The organism is Rhodococcus sp. (in: high G+C Gram-positive bacteria), from assembly GCF_049591685.1.
In the GTDB taxonomy this organism is placed as follows: domain Bacteria; phylum Actinomycetota; class Actinomycetes; order Mycobacteriales; family Mycobacteriaceae; genus Rhodococcoides.
The window spans coordinates 19502-38073 of the sequence record NZ_JBAWFH010000352.1 but is presented as its reverse complement, the minus strand read 5'-3'; the positions used below and the strand labels follow the sequence as shown (position 1 = coordinate 38073).

General features: G+C 65.0%; 16 protein-coding genes and 1 pseudogene. 2 read left to right on the top strand and 15 right to left on the bottom strand.

Annotated elements, in window-relative coordinates; genetic code table 11:
- From WBQ44_RS14935 to WBQ44_RS14910, 6 genes and pseudogenes are all read right to left on the bottom strand, one after another.
- Positions 1–766, bottom strand: a pseudogene (locus tag WBQ44_RS14935) (MFS transporter); the annotation flags it as partial.
- 167 nt (positions 767–933) lie between these two features.
- The gene (locus WBQ44_RS14930) at positions 934–1872 is read right to left on the bottom strand and encodes an alpha/beta hydrolase (protein WP_495567456.1); all 939 of its coding nucleotides are present in this window, start codon (positions 1870–1872) and stop codon (positions 934–936) included.
- Between the two features lie 111 nt (positions 1873–1983).
- Positions 1984–2721 carry an SDR family NAD(P)-dependent oxidoreductase gene (locus WBQ44_RS14925; protein WP_495567455.1) on the bottom strand — a complete coding sequence of 246 codons (738 nt, stop codon included), beginning with the start codon at positions 2719–2721 and terminating at the stop codon, positions 1984–1986.
- Positions 2721–3761: a phosphotransferase family protein gene (locus WBQ44_RS14920; RefSeq protein ID WP_495567454.1), complete on the bottom strand. Its 1041-nt coding sequence runs from the start codon at positions 3759–3761 to the stop codon at positions 2721–2723. Before WBQ44_RS14920 ends, WBQ44_RS14925 begins: the two co-directional genes overlap by 1 nt.
- Complete coding sequence (locus WBQ44_RS14915; RefSeq protein WP_495567453.1) at positions 3758–4969, bottom strand: acyl-CoA dehydrogenase family protein; 1212 nt, start codon at positions 4967–4969, stop codon at positions 3758–3760. Before WBQ44_RS14915 ends, WBQ44_RS14920 begins: the two co-directional genes overlap by 4 nt.
- Positions 4970–5146: 177 nt before the next feature.
- Positions 5147–5602 carry an NUDIX hydrolase gene (locus WBQ44_RS14910; protein ID WP_495567452.1) on the bottom strand — a complete coding sequence of 152 codons (456 nt, stop codon included), beginning with the start codon at positions 5600–5602 and terminating at the stop codon, positions 5147–5149.
- A 129-nt stretch (positions 5603–5731) separates the two neighbouring features.
- Between WBQ44_RS14910 and WBQ44_RS14905 the strand changes: the two genes are divergently transcribed.
- Complete coding sequence (locus tag WBQ44_RS14905; protein WP_495567451.1) at positions 5732–6973, top strand: ATP-grasp domain-containing protein; 1242 nt, start codon at positions 5732–5734, stop codon at positions 6971–6973.
- Between the two features lie 80 nt (positions 6974–7053).
- Complete coding sequence (locus WBQ44_RS14900) at positions 7054–9039, top strand: hypothetical protein (RefSeq protein WP_495567450.1); 1986 nt, start codon at positions 7054–7056, stop codon at positions 9037–9039.
- 25 nt (positions 9040–9064) lie between these two features.
- Here the strand turns inward: WBQ44_RS14900 and WBQ44_RS14895 are convergent, their stop codons facing one another.
- From WBQ44_RS14895 to WBQ44_RS14855, 9 genes are all read right to left on the bottom strand, one after another.
- On the bottom strand, positions 9065–9559 hold the full coding sequence (locus tag WBQ44_RS14895; protein WP_495567449.1) for a pyridoxamine 5'-phosphate oxidase family protein: 495 nt from the start codon (positions 9557–9559) through the stop codon (positions 9065–9067).
- 49 nt (positions 9560–9608) lie between these two features.
- Positions 9609–10910 (bottom strand): lipase family protein, encoded by a 1302-nt coding sequence (locus WBQ44_RS14890; protein ID WP_495567448.1) that lies wholly within the window; start codon positions 10908–10910, stop codon positions 9609–9611.
- 285 nt (positions 10911–11195) lie between these two features.
- On the bottom strand, positions 11196–12500 hold the full coding sequence (locus WBQ44_RS14885; RefSeq protein ID WP_495567447.1) for an MFS transporter: 1305 nt from the start codon (positions 12498–12500) through the stop codon (positions 11196–11198).
- A complete protein-coding gene (locus WBQ44_RS14880) occupies positions 12497–14110 on the bottom strand; it encodes a class I adenylate-forming enzyme family protein (protein ID WP_495567446.1) in 1614 nt (537 codons plus the stop codon). The genes WBQ44_RS14885 and WBQ44_RS14880 overlap by 4 nt, the downstream gene beginning before the upstream one ends.
- 85 nt (positions 14111–14195) lie before the next feature.
- Positions 14196–14828, bottom strand: coding sequence for a TetR/AcrR family transcriptional regulator (locus WBQ44_RS14875; protein ID WP_495567445.1), 633 nt, complete (start codon positions 14826–14828; stop codon positions 14196–14198).
- Positions 14829–14915: 87 nt separating this feature from the next.
- Entirely contained in the window at positions 14916–15605 is a 690-nt protein-coding gene (locus WBQ44_RS14870) for a cation efflux transmembrane domain-containing protein (RefSeq protein ID WP_495567444.1), read from the bottom strand.
- The gene (locus tag WBQ44_RS14865; RefSeq protein WP_495567443.1) at positions 15605–15934 is read right to left on the bottom strand and encodes an ArsR/SmtB family transcription factor; all 330 of its coding nucleotides are present in this window, start codon (positions 15932–15934) and stop codon (positions 15605–15607) included. Before WBQ44_RS14865 ends, WBQ44_RS14870 begins: the two co-directional genes overlap by 1 nt.
- Positions 15935–15978: 44 nt before the next feature.
- Positions 15979–17307, bottom strand: coding sequence for a Na+/H+ antiporter NhaA (gene nhaA, locus WBQ44_RS14860; protein WP_495567442.1), 1329 nt, complete (start codon positions 17305–17307; stop codon positions 15979–15981).
- Between the two features lie 157 nt (positions 17308–17464).
- Positions 17465–18523, bottom strand: a complete 1059-nt coding sequence (locus tag WBQ44_RS14855) for a potassium channel family protein (protein WP_495567441.1) — start codon at positions 18521–18523, stop codon at positions 17465–17467.
- Positions 18524–18572 lie beyond the last annotated feature (49 nt).

Sequence of the window (18572 nt, the reverse complement as noted above, 5' to 3'; positions counted from 1 at the left end):
GGACACCGCGCCCACGAGGGTCGGAATCGCGACGTGCCAGATTCGTTCACCGGTGCGGTCGGAATGCCGACTCCACAGGACCATGGCGACGGCTCCAATCGCGAACGGTACAGCGACGATAAGGCCTGTCGTCACGAGCGAGAAATCCGTGTCGAAGGTCTTCTTGAAGCCCGCGACGATGCTGGGCAGGAAGAAGCTCAGCGAATAGAGGCCGTAGGTGATGCCGAAGTAGACGAGGCCGAGCATCCACACCCTCGCGTCGGTCAAAGCGCGCTTGACGGACCCCGACATGTGCGCGCCCTCCTCGGAATCCTCGGACTCCAACTCTGCCGTCAGCCAGGCCTTTTCGTCGTCATCGAGCCACTTGGCCTCGGACGGCCGATCGGTGAGGTAGAACCAGGTCACAACAGCGAGCAGGACTGCAGGGAGTCCCTCGACCAGAAACATCACGCGCCAGCAGGAACAGGCCCATCAGCCGCACCCGGTAGGCCCGTGGAAACCACATCGTCATGTAGAGAAGAACGCCGGGGAAGAAGCCTGCCTCCGCAATGCCGAGCAGCACCCGAAAGCCGTACAGCCAGCCTGCCGTCGGGACGAAGGCCATTGCAGCAGCGATAATGCCCCACATGAGCATGATGCGCGCGATCCACCGACGGGCACCGAACCTGTGCAACGCCAGGTTGCTGGGCACTTCGAAGAGCAGGTAGCCGATGAAGAACAGGCCGGACGCAAGCCCGAACATGGTCTCCGTCGGGCCACCTTCTTGTCGACTCTGGACTCGATCTCGGGCTTGGCTGGGTCCATGCTGGTGGGACGGGGTCATGGGGCTCAGCTTTCTTCGCGGGGAGTGACCTGCACCACGCTAGGACGCGCCGACCCACCGTGACCATGGAGAAGTCATCCATCGAGCCGTAACCAAGACGGATGCTTCGACTACGCGATCCCCAGACCGGCGCCGAGGGTCGGCCAACTCTTGAGCAGCTGATCCACCCAATACGCCCAGGAATGTGTTCCGGTTTCCTCGAAGTCGAAGGTGGCGGGAATGGCCAGCCGGCTCAGACTGTCGGCGAGCCTGCGGGTGCAGAAGTTCGAACCGGCCTCGATGGCACCGCCCACGACGACGATGTCCCAGTCCTTGGCCGTCTCGAAACGCTCGTGCCTACCCGGCAGCCCCGAACCGACCGACACGTACACCGCCTTGCCACGGAGAGCCTCTGCATTGTTCAGCACGTCGTGAGCCGCCCACTCAGGATCGAGCGGACCACCGAACATGTTGTTCGCGTCGCCTCCGAACGCCGACACGATGCCGCGCATACTGCCCTGCCCCGCGATGTCCGCCGAGGTGAAGCAACCGCTGTAGGCCCCCACCGCCGAGTAGGTGTCCGGGTTCCGCGACGCCAACATCAAGGCCGACTGCGCTCCCATCGACAATCCGGCGATACCGTTTCGGCCGTTGCCGTCGAACTTTGCGTCGATGACCGGTGGCAGCTCCTGTGTCAGAAACGTCTCCCACTTGTTGCGCCCCAGTGTCGGGTCGTCGCGCTGCCAATCGGTGTAGAAGCTGCCCGGACCGGCAAGAGGCAGAACGACATTGACATTCTTGTCGCGAAAAAACTCGGCAGCCCCACCCTTGCGCAACCACATGCTGTTGGACGGGTCCTCTTCACCGATACCGCTGAGCATGTACAGCGTGGGCCGCGGACCGGTGGGCGCGGCGGGAGTAAGCACCTGCACGTCGATCGTTCGATCCATGCTCGGCGAATACACCGCAAGCGTCGACAGTGTCGTCTCGGCAACCGCCTCGGTGACAACGCCGACGCACGTCGATACGAAGACGGCGCAGAACACCGCGATACGCCGCGTGTTGACCATGGAACCCCCGAGTGCAAGCGGTCCCGTCGACCGCGTTCGAGACGAGTTTTGCACACACCGCACACCGCTCTACGCCGTTCGATGTGAACATCGCGAGACCAAAGCGAGGCTCTACGCGCCCAGCCCGGCGCCCGCCCGGTTGACCACGATGCGGGGAACCACTGCGCGAGAGGACAACCGCAACACACTGACAGCGAGCTCGACGATGTCGTCGACGCAAATCATCTTCTCCGCCGGGATCGTGTCCTTCGTCCAGTCGCTCATGTCGGTGTCGACGTAGCCCGGCGCGATCGAGGTCCCGCAGATGCCGTTACCACTCTCCTCCGCGTTGAGCGTCTCGATGAGCGAGAGCATCGCTGCCTTCGTCGCGCCGTAGACGGCCAGGCCTGCTTCGGAGTAGACGCCCGCCATGGACGCCAACGCTATGACCTTGGCGCCTGCATCGGGATCGGCGGCCACACCGGCACGCAGCAACGGCACGACGTTCTGCAGGATCTGGAACGGGGCGCGAAAGTTGACGTCAAGTGTCTTGTCGAACCTGCGCATCGGGTAGTCGGCGATCGACCCCGCGGTGCCCACCCCTGCGTTGAGCACCAACGCGGTCATCGACGAGTACTGCTCGGCGTGCGCAGCGGTGATGCGGTCGGCCGCGTCTCGGTCGGCCAGATCCGCCGCCACCGTGATGACCTGAGGAGCGCCGGCATCGGTCAGCGTCGCGGCTGCGGAGTCGAGCGCTGCTCGATCGCGCGCCGTGATGGTCAGGGAGTAGCCCAATGTGGCCATGCGGGTGGCGATTCCGAGGCCGATGCCGCGGGTGCCGCCGGTGACGAGGGCAGACTTTTCGGTCATCAATTCTTCCCGTCGATCGCCCGCAGACCCGCGGCCATGAATTCGTGGGTTGCTTCGGCGGCTGCGGAAGCACCCGCGCCGGTATCGGACCCGGCGAGCGCACGGTGGGTGATGCCCTCACCGATGACACCGAGCTTGAAGTTCGCCAACGCCAGGTAGAAGTTCCAGTCCGACAACTCGTTTCCGGACTCACGGCTGTACATCTGCGCCAACTCGTCGGCCGACGGATACCGATCGCTCGTCCACGCCGCGCTCACACCCAGCACGTCGTCGAAGATCGGCTGCCGGTAGACGCACATCAGCGCCACATCGGTGAGCGGATCACCGAGCGTCGACATTTCCCAATCGACCACTGCAGCAATGGTCGTCGGGTCGTCCGCCTTCAAGATCACGTTGTCGACGCGGTAGTCACCGTGCACGATCGACGACGCCGACCGCGCCGGAATCGCAGCCTCGAGCTTCCCGCGCAACGTCTCTACGTCGCGAAGCTCGCGGGTCTTCACCGTCTCCCACTGCCGCGACCACGTCCGCACCTGCCTGCCGACGAAACCGTCGGGTTTGCCGAACGAACCGAGCCCGACCTTCTCGTAGTCGACGCCGTGCAGCAGAGCGAGTACGCGGACCAACTCGGCTGTGTTCGCGGCGACGTCGGCGTCGGACAGGTCGATCAAGTCGTCGCGGGTGCGAATGACCCTGCCCGGATCGAACTCCACCACCGTGGTCGGCGCACCCAGCACCGACCCCTCGGCGTCGAATGCGACCGTGCGGGCGACGGGTACCTCGGTGGACTGCAGCGCACTCGTCACCGCCCACTCGCGGGCCATGTCGTGCGCCGACGGTGTCAGCCCGCTGGTCGGCGGACGCCGCACCACCCACGCCGAGAGAGAGTCGTACGCCTTGAACGTCAGGTTGGATCGCCCGCCGCTGATCAGTTCGACGCGCAGATCGCCGTCGAGCTCGATGCCGTTCGCACGCAGAAACGCCGCCAGCGCGGGCCGGCCCATTCCTGGAAGCTCGGCCGTACCCGTTGGTTCACTCATGCCTTCGCCTCGCGATGTGCCCTCTTGGCGGCTCCGACGACACGCTTGGCAATGGCCCAGCGATGAACTTCCGACGGCCCGTCGTACACCCGGAACGGACGCACCTCGCGCGAGAGCCGGGCCAAGGGGAGGTCGTCCGAGACGCCGAGTCCGCCGCACATCTGGATGCTGCGGTCGACGATGCGGAAGATCGCCTCGGCCGCGAACGTCTTGGCGATCGAGGTCTCGTTGGCGGCATGCGAGCCCTGATCGAGAGCGAAGCACGCCTGAATCAGCAGCGCACGCGTCGCGGCGATATCGATCTCGTTGTCGGCGACCATCTTCTGGATCATTCCGAGATCGCCCAGGACGCTGCCGAATCCTTCACGCTGCGCGACCTGAGCGACGGCGATGTCGTGCCCGCGCCTTGCCGCGCCGAGCCATCGCATCACGTGCGTCATGCGAGCGGGCCCGAGACGAACCTGCGCGTAGGCGAAGCCCTCGTCCACGGCGCCGAGCACGTTCTCGTCTGGCACGAAGACGCTGTCGAAGAACACCTCGCAGTGCCCCCCGATCATTGCCTTGTCGAGGGTGCCGATGTGACGACCGACCCTGATGCCCGCGGTGTCCGCAGGCGCGAGGAACATCGTCGCGCCGCCGCGATCTCCGGGTTTGCCCGACGTGCGAGCCATGATGATGAAGAAGCCTGCACCGTCCGCACCGGTGATGAACCACTTATGGCCGTCGATCTTCCATCCGCCGTCCACCTTGACCGCAGCCGTGGTGAGCGCCGACGGGTCCGAACCGGCACCGGGCGCAGGTTCGGTCATCGCGAACGCCGAGCGCATGTCTCCTGCGGCCAGCGGGGCGAGGAACTGCTCCTTCTGCTGAGCCGACGCGATGTGAGCGAGCATGTGCACGTTGCCCTCGTCCGGTGCTCCGATGTTGAGCGCGATCGGGCCGAACAGGGAGTAGCCACCTTCCTCGAACAGTGGCGCTCGGTCGCTCATGTTCAACCCGGCTCCGCCGTACTCGACGGGAGCGTGCGGGGCGAAGACGCCCGCGTCCTTGGCTGCCTGCTGCATCGTCACGCGCAGTCGGTCACCGCCCGCATTCTCGACATCGCCCAGATACCGGTCCTCGATGGGCGAAATTTCCCCGCGGACGAAAGAACGGGTCTTGTCGATCAACGACTGGACTTCCGGCGAGTACCTCAAATCGATCGACACAGTTGCGCTCCCTCGGCCTCAGGTACCGAGCGATCGCTCGGTCGGTCTTGCAGTCAGACTCGCACGCCCACCGCGTGGCGTCAAGATGCGGCTTCGGATGTGCGGCTCCGCCGCCCGTGTTCACTTAGTGCTGTTCCAACGACACTTTGCGCACACCGGCGCGCAGCGCACTGCGCATCACCGGGCCGGCAGCGAGTCGAGAATCGGGGCCTGGGCTGCGAGCAACTTGACGCGTGCATCGGCGACCGGAAACCACTGGACGCGGTCCATCTCGGGGAACGACTGCATGGTTCCCGACTTCGGCGGCCACTCCATCTCGAAGGTGTTGCTGACGGCCTGTGAAATGTCGACGTCCGCTTCGATCGCGAACACCGTCACCACCTTCCCGCCGCGCTGGCGTATCTCGGGTAGTCGAACGAGCGCCCCTGCCGGAACGTCGACGCCCGTTTCCTCACGAAACTCTCGTCGCGCTGCGTCTTCGGGGTCTTCTTCCGGCGTGTATTCGCCCTTGATCACCGACCACGCGCCGTCGTCCTTGCGCGCCCAGAACGGACCGCCCGGGTGGCCGATCAAAACCTCCACGAGGCCACCGATCTTTCGATACGGCAACACTCCGGCACTCTGCTTTCCCATCGCGTCATCGTCGCAGAAGAAGTGGGCTCGTCGAAAGTGCACACTCGCCCTGACAAATCCGACGAGACGCGCCTCTGTACGGTGGAAAAAGACGACCTGACCAGAATTCGCCGATGGAAAGGACCATGTATGCCGCAGCCCGCACGACTGGAGAAGAATCCGGAGAAGGGCTACGTCGCACTGCTGGGCTGGAGTCTCGCCGCGGTGGAAGCCCTGGACAACTTCGATCGTCGCTACGTGGTCGTGGCACCGCCGTGGGCCGAGCAGTACTGCACCGAGCACGACATTCCGTACCTCCCGTGGGACTTCGAGCGCCTCAACGACCGGTCGCTCGAGATCGCCGAAACGCTGAAGGACAAGGGCGTCGACGTCGCGATCCCGCTGTACGAGGAGACCGTCGAATGGGCGGGAGCCATCAACTCCGTCCTGCTGGGCAATCCCCGGCTCTTCGGCCAGGCCATGCTGTTACGCGACAAGTCGTTGATGAAGCGGCGTGCACAGCTGGGCGGTATCCGTGTGGGCATCTTCGAGGAGGCGCACGACCGTGAGGACGTCATCCGCTTCCTGCGCCGCGTCAACCAGACGTTGCTCAAGCTGGACGGTGACCCGAACGATCCGATCCACGTCAAGGCGTTCGACAAGGCCGGCTGCCTCGGCCACCGCGTCATCCGCACGCCCGACGAAGTCGACGCCATCCCGGACGAAGAATTCCCGGCGCTGATGGAATCTCATCTCGACGGCTGGGAGTTCGCCGTCGAGGCCTGGATCCACAACGGCAAGATCAAATTTCTCAACATCTCCGAGTACGTCACGCTCGGCTACTCGGTGTTCGTGCCTGCGACGCCGGAGCTCGAGAAGTACCGCGAGCAGATCACCGTGCAGATCGAGAAGCTCATCAAGACCTTCGACATCGAGTTCGGCTTCATCCACCCCGAGTACTTCGTCACCAGCGACGGCGAAATGTACTTCGGCGAGGTGGCGTACCGGCCACCGGGCTTCAAGGTGTTCGAACTTCTCGAGCGCGCGTATGGCTTCAACGCGTATCAGGGGCTCGCGCTGGCGTTCGACCCCAAGACGACCGAGGAGGAGATCGACGCCTTCTTCCCCCGCGAGGTGGTCGACGCCAAGGGCATCGCCGGTTGCTTCGGCGTCTACCCGCGCCGCCGCGTGGTCAGCAATCTCGAAATCCCCACCGAGACAGCCGAGCACGACTACTACGAGACCAACGACCTGTCGGCGCCGCTGGAGGAAACTGTCACCAAGCGCACGGCGTTCGGTACGCACTGGGGTCTGCTGTACTTCTTCGGCGACGATCCGTACACCATGCGTGACCTGCTCGAGCGACAGGAAGAACTGGACTTCTACGTGTGAGGCAGGAATCCCGGAGTGCCCAAGAAGAGCTCGGTGCAACAACTCCCACCGCACCGCCTCGAGACGAGATGTCGCAGACCATGAGCACGCCCGTCGACCCGGCGCTCACGTCGCGGCTCGCGCAGTTGGACAACGCCACCGAGGCGTTGTCTGCTGCACCGGATTTCTCCAAGGGCACGAAGGTGCGACGCGTGCTCGATGCGCTCAATCGGGTGCTGACGCAACCGGGCGGGTGCGCCGCGGTTCGTGATCGCGCGCAGGCGCTCGAGGACGCGGGGCTCTTCGCCGGAACCGATTGGGCTCAACCCGACATTCTCGTTCCCGCGTTCGTGGGGACGAGTTTGCGGAGCGGTGCCGTCGATACCGTGGTTCTCGAAGCCACCAGCGAACTGCGCATGCTGGCAATCGTCGCGGGCGAATTCGAGCATCCGGCAATCAGCGCCGAGGACGCGAAGCGTTTCCTTTCGCAGGTGCTGGCGATGAACCTCGAAGCGCTGTTCTCGGCACCGTCGGAGGCCGAGCGAGTGCGTTTGGGCAAGGTCGCGCACCTGATTCGAGATCTGTTCGGCTACATCGCCGAGCAGATCGGCTACGACAGTGTGCTCGACGAACTGGGCGACGAGATATGGCGGGTGCTGCGTCAGCGTCCGATTCAGGTCGATCACGTGAAAGCGATCATCACGCGCATCGCCGTGTACCGCGGCGACCCGAACGTCGATCTCGGTGCTTCCGGCCAAGGCCTGGACCGGTTGATCTCAGCCCTCTTCGGTCCGACCGAGGCGTGCCGCGAAGACCCGGGTGTCGACGTGTATCGCTCGCGGCTCGACGTCATGGACGCCGAAGGTCTCGAATTCGAGGCGCGCGGATTCGCACGGGCCATGCACGACACCGGTCTCGTCTCGCCGTATCACGCCACACTCACGCGCTTCCTCATCGACAACAACCCGTATCTGCTCGGCGAAGCGCTCGGTGTCTCCGAGACCGGGCGCACCTGCCTGCAGCGCTATACAGAACTGGTGCACCGGCTCATCGTCGACGCCGTCCACCCCGAATCCGCGCAATCGCTGTACGGCATCGCGCTCCTCCTCGACCGCGGAATACTGCATCAGCCGCCCATCGTTCCGTCCCTGTGGCGTCAGGTGCGTCTGACACTCGCACCGCAAGTTCGGCAGCGACTGCTCGACCTGTTCGGCCCGAATCCCGCCCCGGAAGCACGGTTGCTCGGCGGCCTCGTGTCGATGCTGGGCCAGCCGCTCGGTGTCGGCCAGGGCGACAACCCGACGTGCCAGTCGGCGAGGGCACTGTCGATGTGGGCGTACAACGACCCGGACTACCTGCTGCAGATGGTCGTCTGGGCGGCTCGCGACGACGAGATCGTCATGCACTTCGAAGGACAGTCGCTGTCGTCCAAGGACAGCGAAAGTGGCCTCGCCACAGCGTCACCCATCGACCTCGACCCGGTATCCCAACTCGTCGTTCCGCACCTCGACCGCATCTACGCGGAAATGGGACGACGATGCGTGGATCGACCGGGCGATCCACATCGCTGGGTCAACCCCGAGTTCCACGGGTGGTGGTCCGCACGCGGTTTCCACATCAACGTCGACGTCGCCACGGGCAACCTCATCGACCTCGACGATTTCCTGCGCGAATTCCATGCGTCGTACCACCTGGACTACAACGGCGGGCAGCCGCTGATTCACCCGCAGCCCGCCGGAATTGCCGTGACGGACAGCGCCGCTCGCTACATCGGCTGGCACGCGATCACCATCCTTCGCGTCGCGCCCGACCCCGACGGCGTCATGCGCGTATTTTTCTTCAACCCCAACAACGACAGCGGTCAAGACTGGGGCGACGGTGTGGTCGTGGGCACGGCAGGCAACGGCGAGCGGGCCGGTGAGGGATCACTTCCGTTCGATCAGTTCGCATCTCGGCTGTACATCTTCCACACCGACCCGCTGGAGAACGGCGAACCCGACAAGGTGCCCGCCGCCGACATCGAGCACATCGTCGGCTATACCGCACGTAGCTGGGGTACCGAGCGCATGCCGGACCTGGCGACCTAGGAGACGGTAACGGGCACGCCGCTGCTCACATGTCGACGGTGTCGTTGGTCCCCACGTCGGGCTTTTCGCCGGTGATACGAGACTTGGCATACGCGATGAGGGTCGAGACTTTCGATCCGGGCGCCGACCAGTACTCGGCGCCTTCGGCGTTCACCTTGATCAGGACCACCTCATCGGACTCGGGCCCGTCCTCGAACCATGCTGCGGCGCGCTGATTCCACAGATCCTTCTTCTTGGCGTCGTCCACGACGACCTCCGCCGTTCCCGACAGCGAGACCCATGCGGTGCCCGACTGGAAGGCGACGTTGACCGAACCGTTCGCCCGAACGTCGGCGACCTTGCGCGAGGAGTTGCGCGCGAAGAACCACAGGTCTCCGTCGAAGTCCGTCTCCTGCAACGCCATCGGCCGCGAGAGCAGGTGCCCGTCGCGGCCGTTGGTGGTGAACATGCACAGCTTTGCGTCGCTCATGAGGCCGGCAACCTTGGCAATTCCGGCCGAGCGGTCTTCCGTCGATGTCATGCCAGCCCGGGTACCCCAGCGCCGCAGACGCAAACGCGGGCAGCAGGCGTCAGAGCCGACGACCGAACAGCGCCAATGTCGTCGACCACGCCAAATCGAGCAGGCCTCGCACCGCGGCGAACGAACTGGCCGTCGACCACACCGTGAAGATACCTGCGGGAGGAGGCTCGACGCCGTCGAAGCGATCCTCGAGCCACTGCAGCGTCATCGGCGCTGACAGTGGATGCAGCGTCAGATGCTCACTGAGCCGGTCTCGGTAGTACGTGACGTGCACGCCGTGGTCGAGGTAGCGGTCGACCTGTCCGTCGACGTCGTCGGCAGCGATTATCTGATCGTGCACGGCCTGCACCACGAGCATCGGGATCGAGGGCGCGGTGCGGCCCGGTTGGATGGCCTGGAATACCTCGAGGATTTCGGGCGTGGCCAGCAGATCGGCGAGGGGGATGTCGATGTAGTTCTCGAGGTCGTGGCCCGCGAGCTTGCGCACGGCGGCGACGGTGGTCAGGTCGTCGACGGACGCGAGCAGTTCGAGACCGTCCGCGTTGACGTGCTTGCGGATGATGCGGTCCAGCTCCGGGTACGTGCGGCGGAGGCCCTCGACGACGAGGGTCGGCAGCCCGGCGTGGAATGTTGCGTTGAGGCGGGTGAATGCCGACGCCGGGTCTCCCACCGGCGAACCGAGCGCGGCGCCGACGAGGTCGATCTCCGGTGCGTACGTCGGAGCCATTTCGGCCGCCCACGACGTCGCGAGACCGCCGCCGGAGTAGCCCCAGAGTCCGACCGGGGTGTCTTCCCGCAGGCCGATCATCGGGAAGCGCAGAGCGGCGCGGATGGCGTCGAGCGTGCAGAAACCGGGTTCGCGAGGCGAACCCCAGTGACCGTCGGGTCCCTCATGGTCGGGGATGGAAACGATCCAGCCCTTGCGGAGGGCATAGAGCACCAGCACGAACTCGAACTGAGGTACTGCTCCCCACGCCTTGGCGCCGCGCTGGAGCGCGTACGAGGGAAAACAGGACGCGGAAACCGCGTCGATCGCGCACTGGTACGACAGCAGCCGCGGCTCGGCGGCGACACTGTCGCGCTGCACGAGAACGGTGGTGACGCTGACCTGCGGTGCCTCGCCGACGTCGGTGGTGCGATAGAGAAGCTGGTACGCGTCGACCTGCTGGGAAATGAGCCCGTACAGGGCGACCTCGACGTCTCGGTACCGAAGTATCGTCCCCGGCTCGGTCTGCTCGAAGCCTTCCGGAGGGACGAAGAACGCGTCGTCCTCGGGTAGAACGGCCCGTCGTGGGCGTGGCCATTCGTCAGCCTGCCACGGCAGACTGCCCAGTTCTCTGTCGACGCTCATGTACCTACACACCCTCTGTTGGCCGACCCGGGTACCCGAGTCTTCAGGTCACAGTAACCGCCAACGAGGTGCGCTAATCCTCGCCGGGCGAGTTGTCTGCTTTCGAGGGCGACCTGCGGGTTGTCACACCGTGCAGGATGCCAGGGACCCCCGGCCTTCGAACCGTGCACACTGCTCACCGCTCCAGCAGCCCTTTGTGCACACGGCCCCCAGGGTGTTCGACCGGGTGAGACTGAATACGAGTCGACGCGAAAAGTGACCGACGCCATCCCGAACAGCACCGCGTCAGACGTCTTCGAGCCGGATGCCCTTGGTCTCCTTCATGAAGATGCAGGCGACGCCGGTGAGCACGCACAGGACCATGATGTAGACGCTGAAGGCCCACCCGAGATCGAAGCCGATGAGCAGCTGGTTCAGGTAGGGGGCGGTGCCGCCGAAGATTGCCACCGATACGGAGTACGCGAATCCGATGGACTGGGTGCGCAGCCGGGTCGGGAAGCTCTCCGACAACGTCGCCGACAGTACGGATGCGGGAATCGCCACGATCAAAAGGGCGATCGTCGTCGATACCAGCAGGGTCCAGCCGGCGTCGGAGATCATCATCGTCAGAGGCAGCTGCAGGACGAAGAGCAGACCGGCGAATGCGTACAGCATCGGGCGTCGGCCGATGCTGTCGGACAGCATCCCCCAGAACGGCAGGGAGACAAGGGCGATGATCTGGGCCACCACGAGCATCCAGTAGGCGATGTCGGGATCCATGCCCTTCTGCGTGATCGCGAACGTGGAGATGTACGACGTCCAGGTGTAGTGCGCGGCAGTGATTCCCGACGTCATGCCGACCATGAGCAGCACTGCGCGCACGATCGTTCGGCGCGGAATGCTCGGTGCGGTGTCGGTGGAGTCCTGACCGTCGAACACCTCGCTCTCCTCCATACTGCGGCGGAGGTAGAGGGCGACGAGCGCAAGAACCGCTCCGATCAGGAACGGGATTCGCCATCCCCATTGGCCGACAGCGCTTTCGGACAGGGTGGAGGTGATGGCGCCACCAATGGTGTACGCGAGCACCGAGCCACCGAAGATCGCAATGAACGCGACGCTGCCCCACATACCGCGGCGATGCGGAGGTGCGATCTCACTGACGTAGGAGTACGCGGTGGCGGATTCGCCGCCGTGCGCGAAGCCCTGCACCATGCGCGCGCCGAGCAGAATGACCGACGCCCATACCCCGACCGCGTCGTAGGTCGGCATCACACCGATGACGAGACTGCCACCGGCCATCATCAGCATCGTGCAGATGAGGACGAACTTGCGGCCCTTCCGGTCGGCGATGCGCCCGAAGATGATGCCGCCCAACGGACGCATGAGGAAGCCGACGGCGAAGACCGCGAGGGTGGACAGCAGCGCAGAGATCGGATTCGAGTTGTCGAAGATGACGGCGGCGATGAACGGCGCGAACACCGCGTAGACACTCCACTCGTACCACTCGAGCACGTTGCCGACTGCACTCGCGAACAGCGACTTGCGCTTCGAACGCATCGTCAACGGCGGCGTGCTCACCGTGCCGGTGCTCTGGGTGATGTCAGGATTCATCTGATTGCCTTCTCGGTCGGTGTTAGTGCATCTCGCAGTTCGGTGCGGCGGATCTTGCCGGTCTGGGTCTTGGGCAGTTCGGCCACGACATGGACCTGCTTCGGTCGCTTGTATGCGGCAAGTCGGTCGCCGACGAAACTGATCAGCTCTTGTTCGGTGACGTGCGCATCCGGAACGAGCGAGACATAGGCGACGACGGACTCGCCCTGATAGTTGTCGGGTCGGCCGACCACACCCGCCTCGTGTACCAGAGGGTGCTCGTGCAGTGCTCCCTCGACCTCGCGGGGCCACACCTTGTACCCGGACACGTTGATCTGGTCTTTCAACCGGTCGACGAGATAGATCCACCCTGCTTCGTCTCGGATGGCGACGTCACCGGTGCGCAGCCGTCCACCCGGGAACGTTGCCCCGGTGGCGTCGGGTTTGCGCCAGTACCCGGACACGACCTGAGGCCCGGCAATTTCCAGTTCGCCCTGGGTGCCGTCGGGCAGCGGCGATCCTTCGGGGTCGACGATGCGAATCTCGGCGTGCGGCAATGCCTTCCCGATCGACAGGGCTCCGCTGGCAGCGTCGACGGGTGCCCGGCTGCCAGGCGGAACGGCGATGACACCGGAAGAGGTTTCCGTCATTCCGTAGGCATTGTGGATGTAGTGGCCGAATCGCGATTCGAACTTCTCGACGGCTGCCGGCGGGATCGGCGCTCCACCCGAATACAGCGCGCGCACCGACTCGAAGTGCTGCTTCGTCGCAGTCGAAGACGCGTAGAGCGCGTTGAACACCGTGATCGATCCAATGGTGTACGTGACGCCGTGCTCGGCGAAGGCGTCGAGCACCACATCGGCGACGAAACGGTTGGCGAACACCAGCGTGACGTCTCTGATCAGCGCGAGCGCAGCATTGATGACAGCGCCGGTGATGTGAAACAGCGGTGCGACCGCGAGCACCACGTCACCGTCGCCGATGAGCGCGTGGTCGCCGAAAGTGGTGGCGACAGCCAGAACGTTCGCGTGCGTGTTGAGCGCGCCCTTGGGCGGTCCCGTGGTTCCCGAGGTGTAGGCGAGAATGGCCACGTCGTCGGGAGCGACATCGACGGGCTCGGGGCGCACACCCTCGAACCGTCGGATCGCGTCGAGAAGGTCGTCGACACCCTCCCACCGGGGACGTTCGGCGGTCTCGAAAACCCGCGGATCGCTGCGGGTTTGGAAGTCCAGGCCGCTGGTGCCCATCAGCCAGCGAACCGAACTCTCACGGAGCGAATCCAGATTTTCCTCGACGGCGGTGTCTGCGCAGATGACACCGACAGCCTCGGCGTCGTCGATCAGGCGGCGCAGTTCGGCTTTGCGGTACATCGGATTGAGTACGAGGGCCGCCGCGCCGAGCTTCCACAGGGCGAGGAACGCGATGGCGTACTGCGGGATGTTCTGCAGGTGGATACCGACGTGATCGCCGTGCCGCACGCCCTTGTCGTACAGCGCGGATGCGAGCGCGTCGGACAGCTCGTCCACCTCGCGGGCGGTGAGCCGGCCGTCGAAATACGCTATCGCGGTGCTGTCCGGATGCGCAGCCACTCGCGAGGTCCACGCTTCGACGAGTGTCGAGGACGCTGCCATGCTGACCCTCCTCCAAATCTACCGACCGATCGATCGCTCGGTCACGTCGAGTGTTGCGGGTCACAAGCGACCTGTCACCCCCCCGTCAGTCCTGAGTATCGGACGTGGTGGTCGCCCGCACCATGTTTCGCGCGATCTCCCCGTAGCGAGCCACGAGCTCGTCCGGCGTGAGGGGCCCGTCTGCGCGGTACCAACCCGCCACTGCCACACACATCGTCACCACGGCACGGCTGACGTCACCTGGATTGTTCAACCGGAACAGACCCGCCTCGACGCCCTCGGCCACAATTCGGTCCACCTGGCGCTGCTGCTCGTCACGTCGATCGATGTACTCGGCCCTGGCGCCCGGCTCCATGCTGCGAATTTCACTGGAGGCGATGAACGACTCCTGCTGCCGAAACATGTGAAAGCGCAGCAGCGACTCGACCACCGCGTCGAAGCGGGCGCGGGGATCGGGGCCGGCCTCGGCTTCGGCCGAACGGCTGCGGTCGAGCAACTCGGTCATCGCCACCGACGTCAGCCCGACCAACAGGGCTTGCTTCGACGGATAGTGGTGATAGAGGCCAGGAACCGACAGACCGGCGCGCGTCGCGATGTCTCGGATCGACGCGCCGTGATAACCCTGATCGACGAACGCCGCGAGCGCCGCCGCAAGCGGTTTGGGCAACTGCGACGGTTCGTATTCGCGCCATCTCGGGCGATCCGGCTGACTGGTCATGCGCCTACGGTAGATCGTCCGAGCGCGATCCATGCGAGCCGACCTCTGCACAGGCGTCGCCTGTGGCGTGGCTAGGGTCAGTTTTCGTTACGGGGCACCACAGCAGTTGCACGCGGACTCGTCGCCGCCGGACGGCAACATCGGCGTAGGGGTACAGCAACTTTCACCCTTCCAGGCGTCCCTTCCCTCCTTGACGGCGAGGGCGGCGATGACGAGTGCCGCAACCGGGTCGGCCCACGACCACCCCAGGAGACTGTTGAGCAGCAGTCCGACGAGAAGCACTGCGGAGAGGTAGGTGCACAGCAACGTCTGTTTGGAATCGGCGACCGCGGTGGCCGATCCGAGTTCGCGGCCAGCGCGACGTTGCGCCCAGGACAAGCCGGGCATGACAGCGAGACTTATTGCAGCCAACGCGATTCCCACGCTGGAGTGATCGGCTTCCGCGCCGCCCGACAACGTTCTCACCGCGTCGACCACGACGAAGGCAGCGAGGCCGAAGAACGAGAAGGCGATGACACGGAGAGCGACCTTTTCCCGCGACTCCGGGTCGGCCGCCGAGAATTGCCACGCCACCGCGGCCGCCGAGGACACCTCGATGACGGAGTCGAGGCCGAATCCGACCAGTGCCGTCGACGACACCCGTGTGCCCTCGGTGATCGCGATGGCCGCCTCGACGACGTTGTACGCGATGGTCGCCGCGACGAACCAGCGAATTCGACGAGACAGTGCGGCCCGCCGGTGCAGCGACGCCTCCTGTGCGCCGATGTCGGCCGACATCAGCAGCACCCGTCGCCGGTGGAGGCATCGCAGCACGCGGGGTCCACGGCAAGTACCACCGCGAGGAGGTCGTCCAGAGCCCGGCCGATGTTGCCGTCCGCCAGTTCGTATCGCGTGCGCCGACCGTCCGGGACCGCCACCACGAGCCCGCACCCTCGCAGACACGCGAGGTGATTGGACAGCTTCTGCCGGGTTACGCCTAGGGCGTCGGCGAGCTCGGACGGGTACCGGGGCGAATCTTTCAGCGCCAACAACACTCGCGTTCGAGTTTCGTCGGACAGAGCATGGCCGAACCTCGACAGCACGGAGACGTGGGTGAGCAGATCCATATCGAGCAGAGTACAGGAGAATCTGTATTCAGAAAAAGATGAACTTACTGTCCGGACGAATCCTTCCGCTGGTACATGTCCGGAATACCGTCGTGATCATCGTCCCGGGTCTCTTCGACGTATATCTCGCGGTAAGCCCTATTTCGGCTACGCAGGATGACGGCAGCCAGCGTCGCAGCGACCAGGGAGCCCGTCAGCACCCCGACCTTGACGTGATCGTCCCGTTCGGTTCCCTGGCCGAAGGCGAGGTCGCCGATCAGCAGGGACACGGTGAAGCCGATACCCGCAAGCATCGCGACACCGAATACGTCCAGCCATTTGAGGCCCGCGTCGAGCGTCGCCCGGGTGAAGCGGGACACCACGTACGTCGTTCCGAAGATGCCCACCGCCTTTCCGATCACGAGGCCGGCGATGATGCCGATCGCGATGGGGTCGGTGAGCGCGCTAGCCAGGCCGGACAGCCCGCCGACCGTGACACCTGCGGCGCAGAACGCGAACAGCGGTACGGCAACGCCTGCCGAGATCGGACGGATCTTGTGCTCGAAGTGCTCGGCGAGACCGGGACCTGCGTCAGGACCACCAGCGGCCTTGCTTCGGATGACTGGAACAGCGAACCCGAGGAGTACACCGGCGACGGTGGCGTGCACACCGGACTCGTGCATCAACACCCAGGTGACCAGCGCAAGCGGGATGAGAATCCACCACGACCGAACTCGCTTCTGAACGGCCAGGGTGAACAGCGCCAACGGAATCAGAGTCAATCCGAGGGCGAGAAAGTTGATGTCGTCGGTGTAGAAGATCGCGATGACCGTGACGGCCAACAGATCGTCTACCACGGCCAAGGTCAGGAGGAAGGTGCGCAGGGCCGTCGGCAGGTGAGTGCTGATGACGGCGAGAACGGCGACGGCGAAGGCAATGTCCGTTGCGGTGGGAATGGCCCACCCGGAGAGGGCGCCATCGCCGGTCCGCAGGTTGACCGCTACGAAGATGAGCGCGGGAACGACCATGCCGCCCACTGCTGCAGCGATCGGTAGCGCCGCGCGCGCAGGGTCACGCAGGTCCCCCGCCACGAACTCGCGTTTCAGTTCCAAGCCGACGACGAAGAAGAAGATTGCTAGTAGTCCGTCCGCGGCCCATGTACCGAGGGTGAGGTCCAGGTGCAGTGCCGACGGACCGACGCGGGTGGTCATCAGCGAGTGGTAGGCGTCGGACCACGGGGAGTTGGCCCAGATCAGTGCGATCAGCGTGGCGACGAGCAGTAACGCGCCGCCTACGGTTTCCTTACGCAGCACGCCGGCGATGCGGTTTGCTTCGGCCCAGGATCCGACTCCGAAGAGCGAAGTTCGTGGACGTGTGGATTCGGGATCGGTCACAGGAGGCGGCCTTTCGGGTTGCGATCGGAGTGCACACGTCCCGACCCGAAGGAAGGCACGTAGCACAAAGCTGTTGCCGACCAGACTTCCCGGCGCACCGATGTCTATCCTACGGCGTACAACCCGCTCCCTGGTCACCGCGTTCTACCAGCGGGTTTCAGTCCGGACCGGAGCGCACGTACAGCAGCCGGTCTCCCCGCTTCACCGTCTCGACGGCGGATCCGGTGCGATGAAGAACCCCGTCACGGACGACGCCGAGGACGCGCTCGTCGCATGCCTGGGGTGCGCGTCCCTCTTCGTCGGGCTCGATGACGCGCTCGGTGATGGCGAGTCCTCGATCACGGGACAGCAGATCGGCGACGGCGTCGACGACGGACGGTGCCGACGTCGCGACACCGAGCAAGCGTCCCGCAGTCTCCTGCGAGACCACGACGGTGTCGGCGCCGCACTGACGCAGAAGGTGCACGCTCGAGGATGCTCGGACGGCGACGACGATGCGCGCCGTGGGCGCGAGCTGACGAGCCGTCAGGGTGACCAGCACGGCCGTGTCGTCCCGGTCGACCGAGACGATGATCGACCCAGCCCGGGAGACCGCCGCGGCGCCCAGCACGTCGCGTCGGGTGCCCGATCCGGAAATGGTCGTCATCTCTCTGGCCCACGCCGCGTCCAGTGCGCCGCGATCGGTGTCCACGACGGCGACCGAGGTGGTGTCGTTGTCGAACAGGACGGCCTTGGCGGCGGCGCGCCCCTTGGTTCCGTATCCGACGACCACCGTGTGGCCCGAGGTTCGGCGACGCCACCGCCTGATCCTGTTCACCTGTCGCGACGTCTCCGTCAACGCTGCCAGGGTGGAGCCGACCAGCAGTACGAGGAACACGAACCGCAGCGGCGTGATCACCAGAATGTTGGTCAGTCGGGCGCCGGGCGAGATCGGGTGAATGTCGCCGTACCCGGTGGTCGACAGCGACGCCGTCGCGTAATAGAAGCAGTCGAGAAACGACAGTGGCGCATCGCCGGTATCGGTGTAACCGGATCTACCGAAGTAGACGACGGTTGCTGTGAGCAACAGTGCCGAGAATGCCATCAGCACCCGGCGGACGATGGCGCGCACCGGCCCGCGGGTGATCTCCGGGATTCGCAGAACGGCCGAGGAGACAGGTGGCGGGACATCGACGCGACCGGCCGGGTGACGCCTCCGACGCGGTCTCGTGATCACTGGTGGGTCCTCTGGTCGCGTCGAACGTGGCACATCAACTCTCGCATGC

Coding starts and splice junctions, on each gene's coding strand:
- WBQ44_RS14930 (WP_495567456.1), bottom strand. CDS start 1,872: ATGGTCAACACGCGGCGTATCGCGGTGTTCTGCGCCGTCTTCGTATCG.
- WBQ44_RS14925 (WP_495567455.1), bottom strand. CDS start 2,721: ATGACCGAAAAGTCTGCCCTCGTCACCGGCGGCACCCGCGGCATCGGC.
- WBQ44_RS14920 (WP_495567454.1), bottom strand. CDS start 3,761: ATGAGTGAACCAACGGGTACGGCCGAGCTTCCAGGAATGGGCCGGCCC.
- WBQ44_RS14910 (WP_495567452.1), bottom strand. CDS start 5,602: ATGGGAAAGCAGAGTGCCGGAGTGTTGCCGTATCGAAAGATCGGTGGC.
- WBQ44_RS14905 (WP_495567451.1), top strand. CDS start 5,732: ATGCCGCAGCCCGCACGACTGGAGAAGAATCCGGAGAAGGGCTACGTC.
- WBQ44_RS14900 (WP_495567450.1), top strand. CDS start 7,054: ATGAGCACGCCCGTCGACCCGGCGCTCACGTCGCGGCTCGCGCAGTTG.
- WBQ44_RS14895 (WP_495567449.1), bottom strand. CDS start 9,559: ATGACATCGACGGAAGACCGCTCGGCCGGAATTGCCAAGGTTGCCGGC.
- WBQ44_RS14890 (WP_495567448.1), bottom strand. CDS start 10,910: ATGAGCGTCGACAGAGAACTGGGCAGTCTGCCGTGGCAGGCTGACGAA.
- WBQ44_RS14885 (WP_495567447.1), bottom strand. CDS start 12,500: ATGAATCCTGACATCACCCAGAGCACCGGCACGGTGAGCACGCCGCCG.
- WBQ44_RS14880 (WP_495567446.1), bottom strand. CDS start 14,110: ATGGCAGCGTCCTCGACACTCGTCGAAGCGTGGACCTCGCGAGTGGCT.
- WBQ44_RS14875 (WP_495567445.1), bottom strand. CDS start 14,828: ATGACCAGTCAGCCGGATCGCCCGAGATGGCGCGAATACGAACCGTCG.
- WBQ44_RS14870 (WP_495567444.1), bottom strand. CDS start 15,605: ATGTCGGCCGACATCGGCGCACAGGAGGCGTCGCTGCACCGGCGGGCC.
- WBQ44_RS14865 (WP_495567443.1), bottom strand. CDS start 15,934: ATGGATCTGCTCACCCACGTCTCCGTGCTGTCGAGGTTCGGCCATGCT.